Genomic DNA, 20317 nt, shown 5'->3' on the forward strand with positions numbered 1-20317 from the left:
GCGAGCCGGAATCAGATGCCGTAGCCTTCCTCGTGCAGGACATTGTCGAGACCAGCGGTTTCCGCGTCCGCGTTGACGCGGAAGCCCACGGTCTTCTCGACCAGGAAAGCCAGGATGTAAGTCACGACGAAGGAGTAAACAATCACCGTCACGGACGAGAGCACCTGGGCCGTCAACAGCTTGGCGCTGCCGGCGGAGAGCAGACTCTCGGCACCACCGACGCTACCGAACAGGCCAATCCAGATGCAGCCGATGAACCCGGCCACCAAGTGGATGCCCACGACGTCCAGGGAGTCGTCGTAGCCAAGCTTGAACTTGAGTTCAACGGCCAAGGCACAGATGGCGCCAGCAGCCAGGCCCAGCAGAATGGCCCAGATCGGTGTCAAGGATGCGCAGGCCGGCGTGATGGCCACCAGACCGGCGACGATGCCGGAAGCAGCGCCCACGGCCGTGGACTTGCCCAGCTTGAATTTCTCCACAATGATCCAGCCCAGGGCTGCTGCGGCCGGAGCGATCAAGGTGTTGAGGAAGATCAGACCGGACTGGTCCACGTTGGCGCCGTGCACGCCGGTGTTGAAGCCGAACCAGCCGAACCACAGAATGGCCGTGCCGATCAGCACCAGGGGCACGTTGTGGCTGGTGGCCAGTTGCTTGCCGAAGCCCGTGCGCTTGCCCAGAACCAGGGCCAAAGCCATGGCGGCAGCACCCGCGGATTGGTGAATCACCGTGCCACCGGCCCAGTCGATGGAAGCGCCAAAGCCGTACACGTCATTCGCCAGCCAGCCATCAAACTTGCCTTCGGCGTTCATGCCCCAGAGCCAGCGGAAGGTCGGGAACACGACAAAAGCAGCGAACAGGGCGGCGAACAGAATCCACGGCCAGAAGCGCGCGCGATCCGCCACGGCACCGGACGCCAGCGCAACGGTGATGATGCAGAAGGCGACCAGGAAGGCGTGGCCGGCGAACGCGCCGTAGCCCGCCGCATCCGACTTGCCAATGTTGCCGGCGATGGCGGAAAGACCAAAATCCGCGAGAGGGCTGCCCGCGAACCAGGACGAGGTTGCACCCACCTGCGAGGCGATGCCGGCACCGATCAGGACATAGAGAATGGCCACGACGATGATGGAGCCGAAGCTCAACATCATCATGGACACCACCGACTTGGACTTGACCAGACCTCCGTAGAAGAAGGCCAGGCCGGGGGTCATGAAAATAACGAGAGCCGCGCAAAGCAACAGCCACGCAAGTTCTATCGACATTGAAACCACCTTTGGTTTTGGGTTGATGGGCTGGTCGTCAGCCACCCGATGCTCGTGAGCGAGAACGGGGCTGCAAACGCCTGTACAGAAACTGTCTTACAGACGGCGTGGCCATATGCAAAAACCTTGCCCGGATGGTCAGGCGGGCCCGATCGTGCTTGCCGGCATCTTGCCGTTACGACGCCCTCCCTCTGCGCCGCAGAGCCCGGGCAGCCCCGCCGCCCGGTGGTTCAGCCAACTTCGACCGGCTCGACCGGTTCCGCCGGCAAGTGGCGGCGGCGCAGCAGGACCGCGAAACCCCAACCCAGGGCACACAGGATGACCCCAGCCCCGGCAATGGTCGGGGCCGAGCCCAGGCTGGCCGCGAGTGCGGCCGCCAGCAGCACGCCGATGGACTGACCGATGAACAGAAAGGCCGCAAACAAAGACACGGCCGTGCCGCGCGCGGCGGGCGCCATCTGCGTGGCATTGGTCTGCATGGTGTTGTGCAGCATGAAGAAGCCGAACCCTGCCGCCAGGCAGGCCGGCGCCGCCGGCCAGGCCAAGGGCGAGTAGGCGACAACCAAGGCGCCCAAGCCCAGCAGGGACACGCCCAGGCGCACCAGGCCGGCCTCGCCCAGGCGCGGGATCAGCCAGCGCGCCGTGACCATGTAGACCACGCCGCCCAGGCCGAACAGCGCCACCACCACGCCAGCGGCGCTCAGGCTCAGACCCAGTTCCGCGTGCAGGTGCGTGGCCCAGATGGCCAGCGCGCCAAAACCCGTGGCCCCCTCGATCAAGGCCACGATCAGCACCACACGGGACCAGCGCCCGGTGACGATGGCCCAGGCTTGCTTGACGAAACCCAGGCGCGGTGCCTCGGCCTGGGCCGCATGCGTGGTGCCTGTCTGCTGCCGCGCCATGCGTCGGCCCTCGCGCCAGAGCAGCACACCCGCTATGCCGAACAGCAGGGTCATCAGCACGAAAGCCCAGCGCCAGCCCAGGGTGTCGGTGAACAGGCCACCGAAGACCTGCCCGCTGGTCAGGCCCAGGGTGGTGCCCAGCGCCAGCTTGGCCAGGGTTTCCTGGCGCTGGGCGTAGGGCACGTTGTCACCGATCCAAGCCATGGACAGGGGGATGATGGCCGCCGCGCCCAGCGCGGTCAGCATGCGCGCGGCCACCAGCATGTCCAGCCCCAGCGCGAACACGGCCATCACCGAACCCACGCTGCAGCCCAGCGTGGCCCAGGTGACGACGCGGAACTTGCCCAGTCGGTCGCCCAAAGGGCCATAGAAAAGCTGGCACAGGCCGTAGACCACGGCAAAGAAGGAAATGGTGCGTGCCGCCTCAGCCAGGCCGACGCCGAATTCCCGCGACAGCTCGGGCAGCATGGCGTCGCACAGGCGTTGCACGGCCATGCTGGAGAACGTGGCGCAGGAAAGCAGCAGGACGCTGCGACGCGTGGAGGCGCTGAGTGGGGACATGGGGGAAGAAGAAAAGAAACAGCCGGACAAGCAAGGGGAAGAATGTGACATGGGCCGCTTGCGCAGGGCCTGCGCACGACTCGGACCGATACGCGGCGCTCATCATAATGAGCCCCATGCCCACGCGCAGCGCATCGCCGCAATACCCCCCTTCCCCTGTCAGCCCCCTTTCGTCCGCCTCCCCGCTGCCGCCGTCCACGGGGCGCTTCATCGGCTGGTTGTCCCTGGCCCAGTTGATCAGCTGGGGCAGTGTGTTCTACCTCTTCGGCCTGCTGCTGGAACCGGTGGAACGGGACCTGGGCCTGACGCGCGCCCAGACCTCGCTGGCCTTCAGCCTGGCGCTGCTGGCCGAAGGCCTGATGGCCTGGCCCGTGGGCCGCTGGATCGACCGGGGCCATGAACGCGCGGTGATGGTCGGTGGCTCCCTGCTGCTGGCCCTGGGCCTGTTGCTGCACAGCCAGGTGGACGGCCTCCCGGCTTTCTATGCGGTCTGGCTGCTGCTGGGCGTGGGCCTGGCCGGGGCGCTGTACCCGCCCGCCTTCGCGGTCATCATCCGCCGCTACCCGCAGGACTTCCGCCGCGCCATCATCATCATCACCTTTCTCGGCGGGCTGGCCAGCACGGTCTTCATCCCGCTCAGCGCCGGACTGATCCATACCCTGGGCTGGCGGCACGCGCTCTGGCCCCTGGCGGCCCTGCACCTGCTGGTCTGCGCGCCCATCCACTGGCGCATGCTGCGCGACGCACCACGACCCGAACCGAACCCTGTCACGGCGCGATCAGCCGACGTGCATCCCGTGGATGCAAGACCGCAAGCACCGCTGCGCCAGCATTTGCTGAGCGCGCCTTACCTGCTGGTCGGTCTGTTCATCGTGCTCTTCATGGGTGTGGTCGCCGCCATCCCGCCGCACCTGGTCAGCCTGCTGCGCGGCTACGGCCTGCCCGAGACCTGGGCCATCCTGGCGCCGGCCCTGATCGGCGTGGTGCAGGTGGGCGGCCGTGCGCTGCTCTATTTCTTCGAGGCACGCTGGAGCCTGCACGCGGTGAACCGCCTCATCCCGACCCTGGTGCCTCTGGCCCTGCTCACCCTGCTGCTGGCGCCGCTGCTGGCCGCGCTCTTCGCGGGCCATGCACGGTCGGTTCAGATCGCGCTGGTGCTGCTCTTCGTCGCACTCTACGGCCTGGGCAACGGCATGCTCACCATCGTCAAGGGCACGGCCGTGGCCGAGTATGTGGACCGCGCCCAGGCCGCCAGCCTCAACGGCGCACTCGGCCTGCCCCAAGCCCTTAGCCGCGCGGCCATGCCCTGGCTGCTGGGCATGATGTGGACCCCGTCGGCCGCCTACCGCAACGGTCTGTGGCTGATGCTGGGTCTGTGCCTGCTGGGACTGGCGGCACTGGTGTGGGCGCAACACCATGCAGCCCGCCACGCAGAGGATTTGCGCAAGCCCGCTTGATTCGGCCGGCGCGGGATTTAAGATCGCACGAACTCAACCAACTCCACAGGAGCCCCCCCATGCCCAAAGGTGTACAACGCAACGACAAGATGGCGAAGAAACCCAAGAAGGACACCAGCGCTCCGCAGGAATCTTCGTCCACATCCACCCGTCCCGTCCCGCCCACCACCGCGGTGATGCCCAAGGGGAAGATGAAGAACAAGCCGAGTTGAAACAAGCCCAGGCCCAGGCCCGACCGGCGGATCAGCTCGACGGGTTCGAAGGCCTGGATGGCATCGGCGGGCGTGGGCCTGACTCTAATAGCCCCGCGCGGGCTCGATCGTGTGGGCCGGCGCCTGGCCGCTGGCGATGCGCTCGATGTTCTCCGCGATCTGCCGCGCCGAGGTCGACGGAATCGCCACCGAGGCCAGATGGGGCGTGATCAGCACCTGAGGCATGTTCCACAGCGGGTCCCCGGGCGCCAGGGGCTCGCGCTCAAAGACATCCAGCGTGGCCGCGCCGATGTGGCCGCTGCGCAGCAAGTCCGTCAGGGCCGCCTGATCGACCAGGGCCCCCCGCGCCACGTTCACGAAGGCCGCGCCCGGCCGCATTTTCGCCAGTCGCTGGCGATCGAACAAATGCTTCGTCAAGGGCGTGAGCGGCAGCATCAGCACCACGATGTCCGCCTGCCCGAGCACGCCGTCCAGCGCTTCCATGCCGGCGAAGCATTCAACGCCCTCGATCCGCGCGGGACTGCGCGACCAGCCCAGCGTCCTGAAACCCTGGCGCTGCAGTTCGTGGGCCGCCGTGGCACCCAGCTGGCCCAGGCCCAGCACGGCGACCGTGATGTCCTCGGGCGAACGGGGATGGCGATAGGCCCATGCACCCCGCCGCTGCGCCGCTTCGAAGAACGGGATCTCGCGCGCATGGCGCAGCACCGCGAACAGCACGTAGCCCGCCATCATGCGCGCCATGTTGGGATCGGTGATCCGCGTGATGGGGATGTCCTTGGGCAGATCCTGGCGTGCCACCAGGGAGTCCACGCCGGCCCCGAGGTTGATGATCAGGCGCAGGTTCGGCATGCGCTGGAAAAAGCCCTCGGGCGGCTTCCAGACCAGGGCGTAATGGACGTCCTCGGGTCGATCGATGGCGCTGGCATGCACCACCTTGAGCCCAGGCAGATGCATCTGGAGCGCGTTCTTCCAGGTGTCGAAATCGTCGAAGTCGCTGTAGAAAACCAGGGTGCCGAGCGCCTGTTCCATGACGTTCACACCTCTTGCCTGCTCTTGCGCACCAGGCGCGAAACCGCCTCGATGGCGAGTTCGTAGCCGTCACCGCCGAGTCCGGCGATCACCCCATCAGCCACTTTCGAGATGTAGGAATGGTGACGGAAGGCTTCGCGCTTCCAGATATTGCTCATGTGGGTCTCGATGATCTTGCCGGGAAAGGCCATCAGCGCATCCAGGATGGGGATGGAGCTGTAGGTCAGGCCAGCCGCGTTGATGATGATGCCATCCGCGACGCCGCGCGCTTCCTGAATCCAGTCGACCAACTGACCCTCGTGGTTGGACTGCAGGAAACGCAGCTCGACCTCCAGCGCGGTCGCCTGGGCTTCGCAGCGCGACTGCAGCACGGGAAAGCTGTCCTTGCCGTAGGTCTTGTTCGCGTCCAGGCCGTACAGGTTGGCGTTGGGTCCATTGAGGAACCAGATCGTGATGGGGGTCATGGTGAGATCGCTCATAGCGGGGGTTGAGGCTGTCAGGCGTCGTAAGGTCGCGTGGCCTGCATCGCGGGCAACCACTGGAACACCTCGTTCCAGCGAGCGGCTTGAGGGCATTGGCCGCGCCAGTCCAGCTCGGGAAAACGGAAGTCCAGATACCCCAGACCGCAGCCGATCGTGACCTCGCCGATGGTGGCTTGATCGACCGCCAGGTCGCGCGCGACGGCCTCTATCGCCACCAAGCAGGCGTCCACCTTGGTCAGCAAAGCCTCGCGCCAGGCAGGCCACTGCACCTCCACAGGGCGGGCCGTCAGCTCGTAGCGCGCCAGCAGTGCGGCATCCAGCAAGCCGTCGCCCAGGGCCTGGCGGGTCAGTGCCGTCCATCGGGCGGCACCCGTCGCCGGAAAGAGGTGACGCGCACCGCCCCGGCTGGCGAGGTACTCGCAGATCACGCGGCTGTCGTAGAGGGACTGCCCGTCGTCGAGGATCAGGGTGGGCACCTTGGCCAAGGGGTTGTGCGCGGCGATGCGCGGATCACGGCGGATCGGATGGGCCGCGCTGTCGAGCAGTTCGATCTGGTCGGCCTGCCCGGTCAGGTGCGCGCAGACCATGACTTTGCGCACGAAGGGCGAGGTGGGGGCGTAAAGCAGTTTCATGAATCAGAGGAGCAATACGAGTTTGCCGAAGACCTGGCCGCTTTCCAGCAAAGCGTGCGAGGCCGCCGCCTCGGCCAGTGGCAGGCTGCCGTGCAAACGGGGTTTGATGCGGCCGTTGCGCAGCTGGGGCAGCACGTGTCGGGTGATCTGCGCGGCCATGCGGGTCTTCTCGGCGTGGCTCTGCGGGCGCAGGGTGGACGAGTGCAGGCTCAACTGCTTCTGCATCAGGGTCAGCAGATCGACATTGACCACCGAACCCTGCATGAAAGACAGGCTGACGTGCCGGCCGCCAAAGGCCAGGGCCTGCAAATTGCGTCGCACATAGTCGCCGCCGACGATGTCCAGCACCACGTCCACGCCACGCCCTCCCGTGTAGTCCAGGCAGGCCTGGGTGAAGTCCGTGGTCGGCCAGCAGACCGTCAGGTCTGCGCCCAGCGCCTTGAGCGCGGCGAACCGGCTCTCATCGCTGTCGGTAACGATGACGGTGCAGCCGGCCGCGCGTGCCATCTGCGTTGCCAGGGTGCCGATGCCGCCGGCACCGCCATGGATCAGCACGGTCTCGCCCATGGCCAGACGGCTCAGCTCGAACAGGTTGTGCCACACCGTGAAGAGCCCTTCCGGCAGGGCCGCCGCCTCAGCGTCCGAAAGATTGGCGGGGACCACGAAGGAATGTTCAAGCGCGGCCGTGCACCAGGGCGCATAGCCGCCTCCGGGCACCAGGCTCATCAGCCGCTGCCCCATCAGCGCTGGGTCGACGCCCGAGCCACAGGCAACCACGTCGCCGCACACTTCCAGGCCCAGCACGTCGGTGACGCCCGGAGGCGGCTTGGCAATGCCCTGGCGTTGCATGATGTCCGGCCGGTTGACGCCGGCGGCACGCACGCGCAGCAGCACTTCACCTGCGCCGGGGGCGGGCATCGGACGTTCGGCCAGCACCAGCACGCTGGCGTCACCCGGCTCCCGGGCAACGACGGCGCGCATGGTGGCGGGAGGGGGGCTCTGGTCCTCGGGCATGGTGAGGGGTTCCACTTTCATTTCCGGGGACTGAACACGCTCACGCCCTCGTCGAGCAAGGTGAGCCCGACCACCGAACCGATGGGCCACTGCCGCATCGCGTTCAGGCCGGCGCTGCGCACCGTGACGACCTGGCGGGCCGTCATGGGAATGTCGACATCGACAAAGGTGTTGATGTGATCCCCCTGGAAAACATGGTGGATCACGGTGCCGCTGAGCACCGAGCCAGCGCCCAGGGTTTCCAGACGGAGATGCTCCGGACGCACATAGACATCCAGCCGTTCACCCTCGTGAGACACGTCCACCAACCGCGCGCTCGGCAGGCTCAGCAGGCTGGAGCCCAGGCGCAACTGGACTTCCTGCGCGGTCTGGCCGTGGTAGTAAGCCGGCAGGATGTTCACATCGCCCAGGAAGGACGCGACAAAAGGATCTTGCGGGTTCTGGTACAGCTCGGCGGGCTGCGCGATCTGGCGGATGGCACCCGCGCTCATCACCGCGATGCGGTCGGACATGGCCAGGGCCTCGCCCTGGTCGTGCGTCACGAAGACGGTGGTCAGGCCCAGGCGGCGCTGGATCTCGCGGATTTCCACCTGCATGGCACCGCGCAGGCTTTTGTCCAGGGCCGAGAACGGTTCGTCCAGCAAGAGCACCTTGGGTTGGATGACCAGGGCACGTGCCAGGGCGACGCGCTGCTGCTGTCCACCGGACAGCTCGCGGGGCTTGCGGTGCCCGAGGCCGTCCAGCTTGACCAGGGCCATGGCTTCCTGCACGCGCCGGGTGATCTCGTCAGCGCGCACGCCGCGCATGCGCAAGCCATAACCGATGTTGCGCTCCACGTTCATGTGCGGGAAGAGCGCGTAATTCTGGAACACGACGCCGATCTGCCGCTGATGCGGCGGTTCGCTGGTCACGGCTTGGCCATCGATGAAGATTTCGCCGTTGTCGGCCTCGGCGAAACCCGCGATCAGGTTGAGCAGCGTCGTCTTGCCGCAGCCCGATGGTCCCAGCAATGTGAGGAACTCACCGCGCCGGATCTTCAGCGAGAGCTCCTGCAACACGGTCTGATTGTTGTATTGCTTGACCACCCCTTCGAGGCTGACAGCGATCTCGGTCTGGGGCGGGGACATGCGGGACGGTCCGGCGGGCTGGGCATGGGCTGCGTTCATGCCTGAACGATAAGTCAATCGGCCCCCTTGCCGCATTTGCCGAAATTGATGCGGCTCTTCGGAAAAAACGAAACGCCCTCATGCGCAGAGGAGCGCGCCGATCCACACGGGCTTCGCGGGCGGCGCTTTGCTTTTTCCGAAGCCACGCGTCCGAAAAACGTGATTCTCAAACCGCGCCGGCTTCTTCAGACTCGCCGCATCGACGATGGATGCGCAGAGGCTTTGCGAACAACACGCGTCCGGGACGATGGACTTTAGGAAACTCACATGTCAGTGGAAAAAATCAACACGCTGGTGGTTGGCGGTGGTCAAGCGGGCATCGCGATGAGCGAGCACCTCGCGCTCATGGGTGTCCCGCACATCGTGCTGGAGCGCCATCGGATCGCGCAACGGTGGCGCTCGGAGCGCTGGGACTCCCTGGTCGCCAATGGCCCGGCCTGGCACGATCGCTTCCCCGGGCTGAAGTTCAGCGGCATTTCCCCCGAAGCCTTTCCGCCCAAGGAGCGCATGGCGGACTACTTCGAGGAATACGCCCGGATGATCAAGGCACCCGTGCGTTGCGGCGTCGAGGTCCAGCAGGTGGAACGGCTGGTCGGCCGCCCGGGCTTCAAGGTGACGACCTCCGAAGGCGTCATCGAAGCGGTCAACGTGGTCGCGGCGACCGGACCCTTCCAGGTCCCGGTCTATCCAAACATCGTGCCCGAGAGCGCGCAAGTCCAACAGCTGCATTCCTCGCTCTACAAGAATCCGGCGCAGCTGCGCGAAGGCGCCGTGCTGGTGGTTGGTGCAGGCGCCTCGGGTTCGCAGATCGCCGAGGAACTGCGCAAGACCGGCAAGACGGTGTACCTGTCGGTGGGCGAGCATTACCGTCCGCCGCGCTCCTACCGCGGCCGCGACTACTGCTGGTGGCTGGGCGCGCTGGGCCTCTGGGACGAAGTCGCCATCAAGCCCAAGAAGCAACACGTTGCCTTCGCTGTCAGCGGTTATGAAGGCGGCAAGACGGTCGATTTCCGCCGCCTGGCGCACATGGGCATCCAGCTCGTGGGCCTGACCCGGTCCTACCAGGACGGCGTCATCCAGTTCGAGGAAGGACTGGCCAAGAACGTGGGCGATGGTGACCAGGCCTACTTCGACGTGCTGCGCGAAGCCGACGCCTACATCGAGAAGAACGGCCTGCCCTTCCCGCCGGAACCCGAAGCCTGGAAACTGCTTCCGGACCCGGGCTGCCTCACACACCCGATCCTGCGCCTGGACCTGGCACAGGCCGACATCACCACCATCGTCTGGGCCACCGGCTTCACCTTCGACTACCGTTGGCTCAAGGTCGGCGCCTTCGACGAGAAGGGCCTGCCCCTCCACAAGCGCGGCATCTCGGCGGAAAGCGGCATCTATTTCCTGGGCCTGCCGAACCTGGTCAACCGCGCCTCGTCCTTCATCTACGGGGTCTGGCACGACGCGAAGTACATCGCGGACCACATCGTGACCCAGGAAGGCTACCGGACCTACGAGAAAGCTTGAGCGGGCATGGCCGAAATCACCTGCGTCGAGGACCTGCGCGTGCTCGCCCAACAGCGCGTGCCGCGCATGTTCTACGACTACGTCGACACCGGATCGTGGACCGAATACACCTACCGGGTCAATGAAGCGGATTTTCAGAACATCGAATTCCGCCAGCGCGTGGCGGTGGACATCACGACGCGCAGCACCGGCAGCACCATGGTGGGCCAGCCGGTCACCATGCCGGTCGCCATCGCGCCCACCGGGCTGACCGGCATGGTGCACGCGGACGGCGAGATCCTGGCGGCGCGGGCCGCGAAGCAGTTCGGCGTCCCCTTTACCTTGTCGACCATGAGCATCTGCCCGATCGAGGCGGTGGCCGATGCAACGCAAAGACACCCCTTCTGGTTCCAGCTCTACGTGCTGCGCGACCGGGGTTTCGTCGCCGAGCTGATCGACCGCGCGCGCGACGCCAACTGCTCGGCGCTCGTCGTGACCATGGACCTGCAGGTCTTCGGCCAGCGCCACAAGGACAAGAAGAACGGCCTGTCCACCCCGCCCTGACCGACGCTGCGCAATTTGCTGAACCTGGCGGGCAAACCCCGCTGGTGCTGGAACATGCTGCAAACCCGGCACCGCCACTTTGGCAACATCGTCGGCCATGCCAAGGGGGTGGACAACATCGGCTCGCTGGTGGAGTGGACGCGGGAGCAGTTTGACCCGCGCCTGTCGTGGCAGGACATCGAATGGATACGCCAGCGCTGGGCCGGCAAGCTGATCGTCAAGGGCATCCAGCACCCGGAAGACGCCCGTCTGGCGGTGCAAAGCGGCGCCGACGCCATCGTGGTGTCCAACCACGGCGGGCGCCAGCTGGACGGCGCTTCCTCGTCCATCTCGACCCTGCCGCGCATCGTGGAGGCGGTGGGTCATCGGGTGGAGGTGCACATGGACGGCGGCATCCGCTCCGGTCAGGACGTGCTGAAGGCCATCGCTCTGGGCGCGCGCGGCACTTACATCGGCCGGGCCATGCTGTATGGCCTGGGCGCGATGGGCGAGCAGGGCGTGGGCACCGTCCTGAAACTCATTCAGAACGAGCTCGATCTGTCCATGGCCTTCTGCGGCAAGACCGACATCGCCAGCGTGGGCCGCGAGATCCTCTCGCTGCGCTGAGCCTCACTGGCACAGAAAGTCGACCAGCCCCTGCAGCATGCGGTCGCAGGCCTCGATCTGCGACAGCGCCACGTACTCGTCCGCCTTGTGGGCCACCTCGATGCTGCCCGGACCGCAAACCAGGACCGGGGTCTGCGCCCAACTCTGCTGGAACAGGCCACCCTCGGTGCCGTAGTCGACCTTGGTGCGCGGCGTGCCAGGCGGCAGCAGGGAACTGAGCAGACCGACGGCGGGTGCATCCTCGGGCGTGTTCAGGCTGGGGTAGCTGTTGCTCAGTTGGATCTCTGGCAGCGGCACGTCGGGGTGCACGGCATCGCTGGCCACGCGCACCGCGAGCCGCGCGAGGATGCGTTCGAGAATCCGTTCAGGCAGATCTTGCGAGACGTTGCGGATCTCGAAGTTCACCTCGCAGTCACTTGGCACGATGTTCAGGGCGCGTCCGCCGTGGATCGTGCCGACGTGGACGGTGCTGTAGGGCACGCCGTAGCCCGCCTCGCGCGGACCGGTCTCGGCCAGCTCGCGCTGCACGTCCCGCGCCGACGCGACGAGGTCGCTGGCCATGTGGATCGCGTTGACGAAGCGGGGCGCCAGGCCCGAATGGCCGGCCTGGCCACAGAAGATGGCGCGGTAGGCGGCCTTGCCCTTGTGTCCGGTGCCAATGCGCATCAAGGTCGGTTCCCCCACGATGCACAGATAAGGCGCGGGCCGACGGCCTTCCAGTCGGCGCAGAAGGTGACGCACGCCCACGCAGCCGATCTCCTCGTCAAAAGACAGCGCCAATTGCAGCGGACGGGTCAGCGGCCGCCGGGCCGCGGCCACCATGGCGGTGACCGCACAGGCGACAAAGCCTTTCATGTCGGCCGCGCCGCGCCCGTGAATGCGGCCTTCCCGGTGCGTCGCCTCGAAGGGCGGAGAGGTCCAGGGCTGGCCCTCCACCGGCACCACGTCGGTGTGCCCGGACAGCAGCACGCCCGGAACACCTTCGGGGCCGACCGAGGCGTACAGATTGCTGCGGCTTGGGTCCTGCGGATCGGGCACCAAGGTCGCGGTGATGCCGGCTTGCGCCAGGATCTCTGCCACCTTCTCGATGAGCCCAAGGTTCGGCTTCAAGGACACCGAGGGGAAGGCGATCAGCGTTTCCAGCAGGGTGACGCTGGGGGACGGTGTGGACGATGCGGGGTTCATGACCAGGGGAAGCGTGACGTTCAGGACGCCGAAATATGAGGGTCGAAGAAACTGGCCGCGCTCATGCCGGGGATGTACTGGTCGGAGATGTAGGCGCGGCAGCGCTCCATGAACACGCGAACCAGCCTGGACTGCTTCATGGGTTTGTAGGTCGCCAGGCCCAGCAGCATCGGGCGGTTGTTGCCGGCCAGGCGCACGCGCACCATGCGCTTGCCGTCGAGCGACTGGTTGGACTTGGGCCGGACGTTGAACAGGGCGTAGCCAATGCCATTGGCCACCATGGAACGCACCACCTCCTCGGAACGCGAGCGCGCCACGATGTTGGGCGTGACGCGCGCCTGGGTGAACAAGGAGGTGAAGTAATCGCGGCTCATCGGCAGGTCGAGCAGCACGTAAGGCTCGGGCGCCAGCTCCTCCAGGGTGACGGCGCTCTGCTGGGCCAGCGGGTGCAGCTCGCTGACCAGCACATAGGGCGGCAGGGTCGCCAGGGCTTCGAACTCGATGTCGTCGCCCATGTTCAGGTCGTAGGTGATGGCCAGGTCGATCTCCAGCGCGTGGAGCTTGTTCATCAGCACTTCCTGGTCGCCCTCGACCATCTGCAGCGCCACCTTGTCGAAGGCGCGAGCAAAGCCGAAGATGACTTCCGGCGCGATCATGGCCGTCAGCGACTGGAAGCTTCCGACCCGCAAGGGCCCCTGGATCACGTCGGCCGTGTCCGAAGCGATTTCATACAGGCGCGAGGACCGCTCCAGCACGTCCTCGCATTGGCTCAGGACCAGCGTTCCGATCGCCGTCAGCCCCAGCCCCTTGGACGGATGGCGCACGAAGAGCTGCACATTGAGCTCGGACTCGATGTGGGCGATGGCCGCAGAGATGGACGGCGACGAAATATGGATCTGCGCCGAGGCAGCGGCGATGCTGCCGCACTTCGCCGTGGCGACGAAGTACTCCATTTGGCGCAGGGAAACGCGGTTGAGCATGTCAAAGTGAAATGGGGCGCCGGACTCCGGCACCTGAAAGCGGCCTGCCAGTGTAGCGACCGCCCCTCACAGATTGCCAGGCACGCCGAAGCTGGGCGCGGCGCGCGGGTCCAAGGCGCGCGTGATGTAGGCCTGCAGTTGCGGCTCGTAGACTTTCCAGGTGACGTACAGGGCCTGCACGGGATCGTGCTCCACCCAGTCCAGGCGCAGGTCGACGATGGGCCAGTTCTGCTCGCCATACACCAGCAGGCCGGCCGAATGCACCGGGCCTTCCTCGCCGCCGGCCTGCTGACCAGCGAGCATGGCCTGCATCAGGCGCTCGGCCAGCGCGCCTTCGCTGCTTTCGAAGGCCGACAGCATGGCCCGGGGCACTTCGGGCGTTCGCAGCATGTTGCCCGCACAGGCCGCATGCATTCCGACGGCGCTGGCCAACGTTCCCAAGGCCTGGGCGCCCGTGAAGACCACCGGTGGGTTGCTCGCGTCGATCGCCATCAGCTGGCGGTAGTCGATGAAGGGGCGCTTGCGCAGCTCCGCCACCGCCTGCTCGGGGGTCATGCCGCTGGCAAGCAAGTCGAGGATCAGCGGTCCCAGATCCGGGTCGGTGATGTTCTGGCTCGCCGCCGCCCCCACGCCCTTGCGGCCACGCACGCAACGCGAGGCGACCGCGGGCGAGGAGGACGCGACGGCCGCGCCGAATTGCCCGGTGCTAGGGCAGCGCGCGATGATGGAAAAGGTCATGGGCGCCTCAATCCGGAATGACGGCGGTGGCGTCGATCTCGACCAGCCACTCCGGGCGCGCCAGCGCCGACACCACGATCCCGGTCGACACCGGGTAGACGCCCTTCAACCAGCGCCCCACGACCAGGTAGACCGCCTCGCGGTAGCGTGGATCGATGAGGTAGATGGTGATCTTGCAGATGTCCTGCAGCTCGCCGCCCGCCTCCTTGAGCAGCATCGCGATGTTGGCCATGGCCTGCTCAGCCTGGCCGGCGACGTCGCCGATGCACACGCTCTCGGAGGTATCCAGATTCTGGCCAATCTGACCGCGCAGGAAGACGGTGCGACCGCGCGCGACAACGGCCTGGCAGAGGTCGTTGTCGAGCTTCTGCTCGGGATAGGTGATCTTGGTGTTGAACGGTCGGATGCGGGTGTGTTTCATGGTCACGCTGGAGGCAATGAGGAAACGTCAATAGAGAACGTGATCGACGCCTGAGGCCGCCATGGTCATCGCTGCCGATCCTTCGCGCCATTTGTTTTTTCCGGGCGACCGTTTAGGAATTTCCGAGCATGGGCTTCCGCGCCGCCCCATCGGGAAACTTGAGCCACCTCTAAGTAAAAGGCGACTTGGCCACGCGGCCGAGCTTTTCCATCATCTGTACCGTGATGCGAGGGCGATTTGGTGCAGGCATGTTGTTTGCGTTCCGGGGACCAAGACGCACCAACACATCCTCACCGTGGGCAGATGTTCAACTTTTCTTATCGAGGTCTATCAATGATTCGCAAATTTCTAGCACTGGGGGCGCTCGCCGCCGCGCTGACGGCCACCACGGCCGGAGCCCAGGACAACGCGCTCGTGGTCAGCACATGGGGCGGCAGTTTCCGCGACCTGATCGACGAGAACATCGGCAAGGAATTCACCCGGCAGACCGGCGTGCCGGTGAAGTACGTGACCGGCGGCACCATCGACCGCCTGAACAAGGCCAAGCTCGCCACCACACCCGAAAGCGACATCACCTTCACCACCTCGCACATCGGCTGGCTGTACGTGAGCAGCAATCTGTTCGAGCAGCTGGACACCCGCAAGATCCCCAACTTCAGCCACCTGGTCGACCGCGCCAAGATCAGCCCGTACCACATCGGCAGCTGGGCCTATATCTATTCCATCGGCTACCGTCCCGACCTGGTGCCGTCCAGCGTCAAGTTCGAAAGCTGGAACGACCTCTGGAACCCGGCCCTGAAAGGCAAGATCAGCGCGCCCGATTTCGACCCGAGCCACATCATCGCGGTCTCCGCCAAGCTGTCGGGCGGTGACGCCGCGACCTGGGAAAAGGGCCAGGACAAACTCAAGGCGCTCAAGCCCAACTTCAAGGCCTTCTACACCAACGACGCCAATGCACAGCAGCTGATCGCCACCGGCGAGACGCCGGTCGAAGTCATCCTGTCGATGAACGCCTACCACATGGCCAGCCAGGGCGTGCCCATCAAGGTCGTGATGCCCAAGGAAGGCGCCGTGCTGGGCGTGGACACCATGGCCATCATGAAAGGCAGCAGCAAGACCGAGCTGGCCTACAAGTTCCTGAACATCGCCCTGTCCCCCGACGTGCAATCGAAGATCGTGGCATCCAAGAAGGCCAGCCCCGTCATCGACAACGCCACCGTCTCGGCCGAAGACGCCAAGCTGCCCGGCGTGTTCACCACCAAGCAGCAGTGGGACAGCCAGACCATCGTGATCGACAACAAGCTGCGCGCCGAGAAAACCGCGGAATGGCGCAAGTGGTTCACTGAAAACATCATGAACTGAACCCGACACCGGTTTGAACACGGGGAGGACTCCGGCGCCCAGTGGCCGCCGGGGCCCTCCCTCTCCGATTGAACATCCACAGAACAACAGGGTTTACGCAATGCGCTCCGATCTACGCGCCTGGCTACTTTCCCCAGCCGTCATCGTCGCGGTGTGCATCGCGGTGTCCTTGGTCACGGTCCTCCAGTTCAGCTTCCGGGCTTTCGTGCCAGGCTCGCTGGACGTGGGCGGGCTCACCTGGGCCAATTTCAGCGGCCTGGGCAAGAGCATCTACCTCGACGCCTTCTTCAACACCTTCTGGCTGAGCGTGGAGACGACGGTCTTCTCCCTGCTCGTCGCCTATCCGCTGGCTTATGCCCTGGTACGCGTGAAGCACCGGGCACTCAAATCTTTCATCCTGGTGACCTCCATCACGCCCCTGTTCCTGGGCGAGATCGTGCGCACCTACTCCTGGATCGCCGTGCTGGGCAGCAACGGTTTCATCAATGGCGCGCTGCGCCAGCTGGGCCTGATCGAATGGCCGCTGCCCCTGATGTTCACCCACTTCGGCGTGCTGATCGCGCTGGTGCACGTGACGATCCCCGTGGTGGTGCTGATGCTGGCCACGGCCATCTCGCACATCGACCGCGACTACGAGAAGGCCGCGCAGAGCCTGGGGGCTGGCCCGGTTCGCACCTTCCTCACCGTGACCCTGCCGCTCTCGATGCCCGGCATCCTGGCCAGCATCACCACCGCCTTTGCCTGGACCTTCAGCGCCTTCGCCACCCCCCAGATGATCGGCGGCGGTCGCGTGCCCACGATTTCGACGCTGGTCTACCAGCTCGGCTTCTCGTCGATGAACTTCCCGCTCGCGGCCAGCCTGAGCGTGATCGGCCTGATGCTGACGGGCACCGCGCTCTTTGCCCTGAGCCTGTTGACCAAGCGCCTCAAGGCCGTCGGAGGACATTGAGACATGAAAATCAAAAGCTCCCTGCCCCTGCCGCTGCGCATCGCCGGCCCGGTGCTGATCATCCTGCTGCTGGCCTTTGTGCTGCTGCCGGTGGTGGTGGTGACCATCGCCTCGTTCAACGAGAAGGCGATCCTCACCTTCCCGCCCGAGTCCTATTCGCTGAAGTGGTTCGAGCGCGTCTTCAGCTACCCGGACTTCCGTGAAGGCTTCAAGGCCAGCCTGATCATCACCGCCTGGTCGTCCTTCGTCGCCCTGGTGATCGGCACCTGCCTGTCGGTGGCCGTCAAGCGGCTCGCGTTCAAGGGCAAGCAGCCCCTGCTGGCCATCCTCCACGCGCCGCTGGTGATCCCCCATTTCACGCTGGGGCTGGGCCTGCTGATCCTGGTGTCGCAGCTCTCGGTGCAACGCGGTTACGGCACCGTCATCCTCTGCCACGTGATGCTGGTGTTGCCCTTCGTGATGCGCAGCGTGTACGTGTCCATGGAAAACCTGGACGAGCGACTGGAGCAGGCCGCCGCCAGCCTGGGCGCTTCCCCGGTCAAGGTGCTGTTCACGGTGACCTTCCCGCTGCTGGCGCCCGGACTGTTCGGCGGCTGGCTGTTCGCGGCCATCATGTCCTTCAGCGAATTCACCGCCTCGCTGTTCGTCACGACCCAGGCGACGCAGACCCTGCCGGTCGCCATGTACAACTACGTGCGCGAGTTCGCCGACCCGACCCTGGCCGCGCTGTCGGTCATCTACATCGCGGTCACGGCGGCGGTGCTGTTCTTCGCCAACTACTTTCTCGGACTGGGCAAGATCCTCCACATCGAGGACAGACCCTGATTCAGGACGTAGACGGGTTGGCGCCAACACGCTGCCGAGGTGCACTCGGGACTTGCATGCCCGCCAACAGGTTCCGACGGTGCGGCTGGGCCAGCGGGCCACGCATTGACGTCGAACAGCCCTCGCAGAGTTCGGCGCAGGGGTGAAAGCGCGGTCTCGTTAAGCCTCGCCTCCCTCCAACCCCAGCCCACGCAGCGCATCAGTTTCAAGGGGTACCAAGGGATTACACCGAATGCGACGACCCGATTGCTTTGGAATCATCATCGCTGAGACCAACTTTCCTCATTGGAAGTGACTCTCTGCGATAAACCGCATGCGATAACGCTCTCGCGGTACCCTTGAGAAACAATTTGGAGAATCAGATTTGAATTTTCGATTTTTGCTGGTCCTGCTCGCTTCTTTTGGTTTGGCTGGGTGTGCGTCAGTGACGATGGAATCTAAAGAGGCATCTGACGCCGCTAAGCGCTTCGCGCCCCCTTCCGAAGGAAACGCCAAAATTTACGTCTATCGCTCGGGAAGCTTTGGCGGTTCTCTGAAAAAAGACATATGGATCGATGGCGAATGTGTCGGTGAATCCGCCCCAAATGTTTTCTTTGTTAAAGAAGTAAAAGGAGACGCTGAGCACAAGGTTTCGACGGAATCCGAGTTTTCGCCAAACGCCCTGATAGTCAAGGCCAAAGCCGGCATGAACTACTTCGTTCGCCAGTTCATCAAGATGGGTGTATTTGTCGGCGGCGCTGGTGTTGAACTCGTCAGCGATGACGTAGGGAAGAAAGCAGTGTCCAGCCTTGAACTCGCGAAGAATGGAAGTTGCAGCAAGAAGTAGGTCTTCACCGCTGGACAAGGCCGAGTACCTCGCTGAACCACCTGAGCCGCCACGGCGGGCCGTCTCGGCCCGGCCTGCCGTACGCGGCCCATTTTCCCGCCCGGACCAAGCCGTCCCACGGCAGTGGCCCTGTTAGCTCAGACGTTCAACAGCAGGAAATCCAGCTGGAGCCAACGCATTGCGGCCATCGAGCCGGTGCTTGCGAACCCCACCGTCCCAAGGGCTTGCGCCGCTTCACCCTCAGGAGTCGCACCGGAGTGAGCGCAGGCGGCGTCTCTACTGTCTGGTCCACAACATCAAGAAGATTGCGCGCCACGACCCCCATCGCAAGACCGCCCGCTCCGCTCCCACCCCTTAGAGAGGGTTGTCGATAGCGATCACTGCTGCTTCGCCGCCGCTGCGATGACCGCCGAAATCCTGTCCTTGCAATCGGGTGGTGTTGTCGGTACGCCAACGCGTCCACTGCAGCCGGCTGTCGTTGGTCGAGGGGTAAATGCAAGCTAAAGTCTTCTTTGGCACCGTTCCTGGTGTAGCGGGTTCTGTAGATGGCTGGGTCGTCTTTCCAGTTATTGCTTTGGTCATGCCGCGCCCAGAAGCACTCCTTCCACCCAGGTTGCACTCCTTGTTGACCACGATGGACGCAGAAAGTGATAACCCGGTCCCCTCGCTTGATTCGGCATTGCCACCCATGCATGGCACGGATATCTCATGCCTTCCGTGTGTCGCATGCTGACGCGCCGGGTCCGCTAACTTCTTGGAATCGCAAGAAAGATGGCATCGCAGATGCATGGCGACGCCACGCCAAGACGCGGCGCCCGTGACACCTCACTAGAATGCACCCGCCGATCCTCGTGATCGGCAGCGTTCTCAGGGCGGGGTGCAATTCCCCACCGGCGGTAATCGCAGGCGACTGCGCAAGCCCGCGAGCGCCCGGCATCCGCCCTTGTGGAAGCCGGGGTCAGCAGATCTGGTGCGATGCCAGAGCCGACGGTGACAGTCCGGATGAAAGAGATCGCGTGGTCAGGCCGGGATCGCCGCAGGGCGCGCCCGGCAGTTCCGCGTGCGCCCTGATTCTGGCCATCACTCTCAGCGAGTTCATCCATGAATCAGATCCTCACTACCATCCCCACTCTCGATGCGCCCGAGCCAGCAGGCTCGCATGCGCGGCGCATCGCCATCATCAGCGCGAGCTGGCACGAGGACATCGTCGCCAACGCGGTCGCGGCGGCACGTGCCGAGCTGTTGCGAAGTTGGACCACGCCGCCGCGTGTCGAGCACTTTCAGGTGCCTGGCGCTTTTGAGATTCCGCTGCACGCGCTCAGCCTGGCCGCGACGGGCGGCTATGACGCCATCATCGCCTGCGGACTGGTGGTCAACGGCGGCATCTATCGCCATGATTTCGTCGCAGCGGCGGTCATCAATGGCTTGATGCAGGTTCAGCTACAAACCAGCGTGCCCATCTTCTCGGCCGTTCTGACGCCCCACGACTTTCACGAGCACGAGGAGCATCGCAAGTTCTTCAGTGAGCACTTCGTCAAGAAGGGCCTGGAAGTCGCGCGCGCCTGCGTGGAAACACTGCGCAGCCTCGCCAGGCTGAACGACGTGGCCTCGGTCATACATCGAGCGCAACCGGCCTGAGCAGGTACGGCA

Annotated in this window: 19 protein-coding genes, 1 pseudogene and 1 riboswitch; of the genes and pseudogenes, 9 read left to right on the forward strand and 11 right to left on the reverse strand. The window is 65.0% G+C overall.

What is annotated here, in order from left to right; all coding sequences use genetic code 11:
• Positions 1-11: 11 nt before the first annotated feature.
• The gene (locus tag DW355_RS03125; RefSeq protein WP_131277908.1) at positions 12-1259 is read right to left on the reverse strand and encodes an ammonium transporter; all 1248 of its coding nucleotides are present in this window, start codon (positions 1257-1259) and stop codon (positions 12-14) included.
• A 230-nt stretch (positions 1260-1489) separates the two neighbouring features.
• The gene (locus DW355_RS03130) at positions 1490-2722 is read right to left on the reverse strand and encodes an MFS transporter (protein WP_131277909.1); all 1233 of its coding nucleotides are present in this window, start codon (positions 2720-2722) and stop codon (positions 1490-1492) included.
• Between the two features lie 116 nt (positions 2723-2838).
• Between DW355_RS03130 and DW355_RS03135 the strand changes: the two genes are divergently transcribed.
• Together DW355_RS03135 and DW355_RS17770 are read left to right on the forward strand one after the other, a co-directional pair.
• On the forward strand, positions 2839-4179 hold the full coding sequence (locus DW355_RS03135; protein ID WP_242671284.1) for an MFS transporter: 1341 nt from the start codon (positions 2839-2841) through the stop codon (positions 4177-4179).
• 59 nt (positions 4180-4238) lie between these two features.
• Entirely contained in the window at positions 4239-4391 is a 153-nt protein-coding gene (locus tag DW355_RS17770; protein ID WP_165493110.1) for a hypothetical protein, read from the forward strand.
• A gap of 84 nt (positions 4392-4475) precedes the next feature.
• Here the strand turns inward: DW355_RS17770 and DW355_RS03140 are convergent, their stop codons facing one another.
• The 5 genes from DW355_RS03140 to DW355_RS03160 are packed head-to-tail and all read right to left on the reverse strand — an operon-like array spanning position 4476 to position 8714.
• Positions 4476-5420 (reverse strand): 2-hydroxyacid dehydrogenase, encoded by a 945-nt coding sequence (locus DW355_RS03140; protein WP_131277911.1) that lies wholly within the window; start codon positions 5418-5420, stop codon positions 4476-4478.
• A gap of 5 nt (positions 5421-5425) precedes the next feature.
• On the reverse strand, positions 5426-5899 hold the full coding sequence (locus DW355_RS03145) for a type II 3-dehydroquinate dehydratase (protein ID WP_131277912.1): 474 nt from the start codon (positions 5897-5899) through the stop codon (positions 5426-5428).
• Positions 5900-5916: 17 nt separating this feature from the next.
• Positions 5917-6534 (reverse strand): glutathione S-transferase family protein, encoded by a 618-nt coding sequence (locus DW355_RS03150; RefSeq protein ID WP_131277913.1) that lies wholly within the window; start codon positions 6532-6534, stop codon positions 5917-5919.
• Positions 6535-6537: 3 nt separating this feature from the next.
• Complete coding sequence (locus tag DW355_RS03155; RefSeq protein ID WP_242671285.1) at positions 6538-7569, reverse strand: NAD(P)H-quinone oxidoreductase; 1032 nt, start codon at positions 7567-7569, stop codon at positions 6538-6540.
• Positions 7566-8714 carry an ABC transporter ATP-binding protein gene (locus tag DW355_RS03160; RefSeq protein ID WP_131277914.1) on the reverse strand — a complete coding sequence of 383 codons (1149 nt, stop codon included), beginning with the start codon at positions 8712-8714 and terminating at the stop codon, positions 7566-7568. Before DW355_RS03160 ends, DW355_RS03155 begins: the two co-directional genes overlap by 4 nt.
• Positions 8715-8981: 267 nt before the next feature.
• Between DW355_RS03160 and DW355_RS03165 the strand changes: the two genes are divergently transcribed.
• Positions 8982-10232: a flavin-containing monooxygenase gene (locus DW355_RS03165; protein ID WP_131277915.1), complete on the forward strand. Its 1251-nt coding sequence runs from the start codon at positions 8982-8984 to the stop codon at positions 10230-10232.
• Between the two features lie 6 nt (positions 10233-10238).
• Positions 10239-11381 (forward strand): annotated as a pseudogene (locus DW355_RS03170) (alpha-hydroxy acid oxidase).
• A gap of 3 nt (positions 11382-11384) precedes the next feature.
• On the opposite strand, the gene argE reads toward DW355_RS03170, so the two are convergent.
• The 4 genes from argE to DW355_RS03190 form a co-directional block, all read right to left on the reverse strand.
• A complete protein-coding gene (argE, locus tag DW355_RS03175; RefSeq protein WP_131277916.1) occupies positions 11385-12566 on the reverse strand; it encodes an acetylornithine deacetylase in 1182 nt (393 codons plus the stop codon).
• A gap of 20 nt (positions 12567-12586) precedes the next feature.
• The gene (locus DW355_RS03180; RefSeq protein WP_131277917.1) at positions 12587-13546 is read right to left on the reverse strand and encodes a LysR substrate-binding domain-containing protein; all 960 of its coding nucleotides are present in this window, start codon (positions 13544-13546) and stop codon (positions 12587-12589) included.
• A gap of 66 nt (positions 13547-13612) precedes the next feature.
• A complete protein-coding gene (locus DW355_RS03185; protein ID WP_131277918.1) occupies positions 13613-14284 on the reverse strand; it encodes a DUF1028 domain-containing protein in 672 nt (223 codons plus the stop codon).
• 7 nt (positions 14285-14291) lie between these two features.
• Positions 14292-14705 carry a RidA family protein gene (locus tag DW355_RS03190; RefSeq protein WP_131277919.1) on the reverse strand — a complete coding sequence of 138 codons (414 nt, stop codon included), beginning with the start codon at positions 14703-14705 and terminating at the stop codon, positions 14292-14294.
• Between the two features lie 333 nt (positions 14706-15038).
• Between DW355_RS03190 and DW355_RS03195 the strand changes: the two genes are divergently transcribed.
• The 5 genes from DW355_RS03195 to DW355_RS03215 all read left to right on the forward strand — a co-directional run bounded on the left by DW355_RS03195 (position 15039) and on the right by DW355_RS03215 (position 20305).
• Positions 15039-16067 carry an ABC transporter substrate-binding protein gene (locus tag DW355_RS03195; protein ID WP_131277920.1) on the forward strand — a complete coding sequence of 343 codons (1029 nt, stop codon included), beginning with the start codon at positions 15039-15041 and terminating at the stop codon, positions 16065-16067.
• Positions 16068-16167: 100 nt separating this feature from the next.
• On the forward strand, positions 16168-17016 hold the full coding sequence (locus DW355_RS03200; protein WP_131277921.1) for an ABC transporter permease: 849 nt from the start codon (positions 16168-16170) through the stop codon (positions 17014-17016).
• A 3-nt stretch (positions 17017-17019) separates the two neighbouring features.
• A complete protein-coding gene (locus tag DW355_RS03205; RefSeq protein ID WP_131277922.1) occupies positions 17020-17841 on the forward strand; it encodes an ABC transporter permease in 822 nt (273 codons plus the stop codon).
• A gap of 364 nt (positions 17842-18205) precedes the next feature.
• Complete coding sequence (locus DW355_RS03210; RefSeq protein WP_131277923.1) at positions 18206-18667, forward strand: DUF2846 domain-containing protein; 462 nt, start codon at positions 18206-18208, stop codon at positions 18665-18667.
• 859 nt (positions 18668-19526) lie between these two features.
• A riboswitch (FMN riboswitch) is annotated at positions 19527-19685 on the forward strand.
• Between the two features lie 83 nt (positions 19686-19768).
• Entirely contained in the window at positions 19769-20305 is a 537-nt protein-coding gene (locus tag DW355_RS03215; RefSeq protein WP_131277924.1) for a 6,7-dimethyl-8-ribityllumazine synthase, read from the forward strand.
• Positions 20306-20317 lie beyond the last annotated feature (12 nt).

Origin of the sequence: Hylemonella gracilis (assembly GCF_004328645.1) — a bacterium.
Lineage (GTDB): Bacteria > Pseudomonadota > Gammaproteobacteria > Burkholderiales > Burkholderiaceae_C > Hylemonella > Hylemonella gracilis_B.

Coding starts and splice junctions, on each gene's coding strand:
- DW355_RS03195 (WP_131277920.1), top strand. CDS start 15,039: ATGATTCGCAAATTTCTAGCACTGGGGGCGCTCGCCGCCGCGCTGACG.
- DW355_RS03125 (WP_131277908.1), bottom strand. CDS start 1,259: ATGTCGATAGAACTTGCGTGGCTGTTGCTTTGCGCGGCTCTCGTTATT.
- DW355_RS03215 (WP_131277924.1), top strand. CDS start 19,769: ATGAATCAGATCCTCACTACCATCCCCACTCTCGATGCGCCCGAGCCA.
- DW355_RS03185 (WP_131277918.1), bottom strand. CDS start 14,284: ATGACCTTTTCCATCATCGCGCGCTGCCCTAGCACCGGGCAATTCGGC.
- argE (WP_131277916.1), bottom strand. CDS start 12,566: ATGAACCCCGCATCGTCCACACCGTCCCCCAGCGTCACCCTGCTGGAA.
- DW355_RS17770 (WP_165493110.1), top strand. CDS start 4,239: ATGCCCAAAGGTGTACAACGCAACGACAAGATGGCGAAGAAACCCAAG.
- DW355_RS03130 (WP_131277909.1), bottom strand. CDS start 2,722: ATGTCCCCACTCAGCGCCTCCACGCGTCGCAGCGTCCTGCTGCTTTCC.
- DW355_RS03200 (WP_131277921.1), top strand. CDS start 16,168: ATGCGCTCCGATCTACGCGCCTGGCTACTTTCCCCAGCCGTCATCGTC.
- DW355_RS03165 (WP_131277915.1), top strand. CDS start 8,982: ATGTCAGTGGAAAAAATCAACACGCTGGTGGTTGGCGGTGGTCAAGCG.
- DW355_RS03155 (WP_242671285.1), bottom strand. CDS start 7,569: ATGAAAGTGGAACCCCTCACCATGCCCGAGGACCAGAGCCCCCCTCCC.
- DW355_RS03190 (WP_131277919.1), bottom strand. CDS start 14,705: ATGAAACACACCCGCATCCGACCGTTCAACACCAAGATCACCTATCCC.
- DW355_RS03205 (WP_131277922.1), top strand. CDS start 17,020: ATGAAAATCAAAAGCTCCCTGCCCCTGCCGCTGCGCATCGCCGGCCCG.
- DW355_RS03135 (WP_242671284.1), top strand. CDS start 2,839: ATGCCCACGCGCAGCGCATCGCCGCAATACCCCCCTTCCCCTGTCAGC.
- DW355_RS03150 (WP_131277913.1), bottom strand. CDS start 6,534: ATGAAACTGCTTTACGCCCCCACCTCGCCCTTCGTGCGCAAAGTCATG.
- DW355_RS03160 (WP_131277914.1), bottom strand. CDS start 8,714: ATGAACGCAGCCCATGCCCAGCCCGCCGGACCGTCCCGCATGTCCCCG.
- DW355_RS03140 (WP_131277911.1), bottom strand. CDS start 5,420: ATGGAACAGGCGCTCGGCACCCTGGTTTTCTACAGCGACTTCGACGAT.
- DW355_RS03145 (WP_131277912.1), bottom strand. CDS start 5,899: ATGAGCGATCTCACCATGACCCCCATCACGATCTGGTTCCTCAATGGA.
- DW355_RS03180 (WP_131277917.1), bottom strand. CDS start 13,546: ATGCTCAACCGCGTTTCCCTGCGCCAAATGGAGTACTTCGTCGCCACG.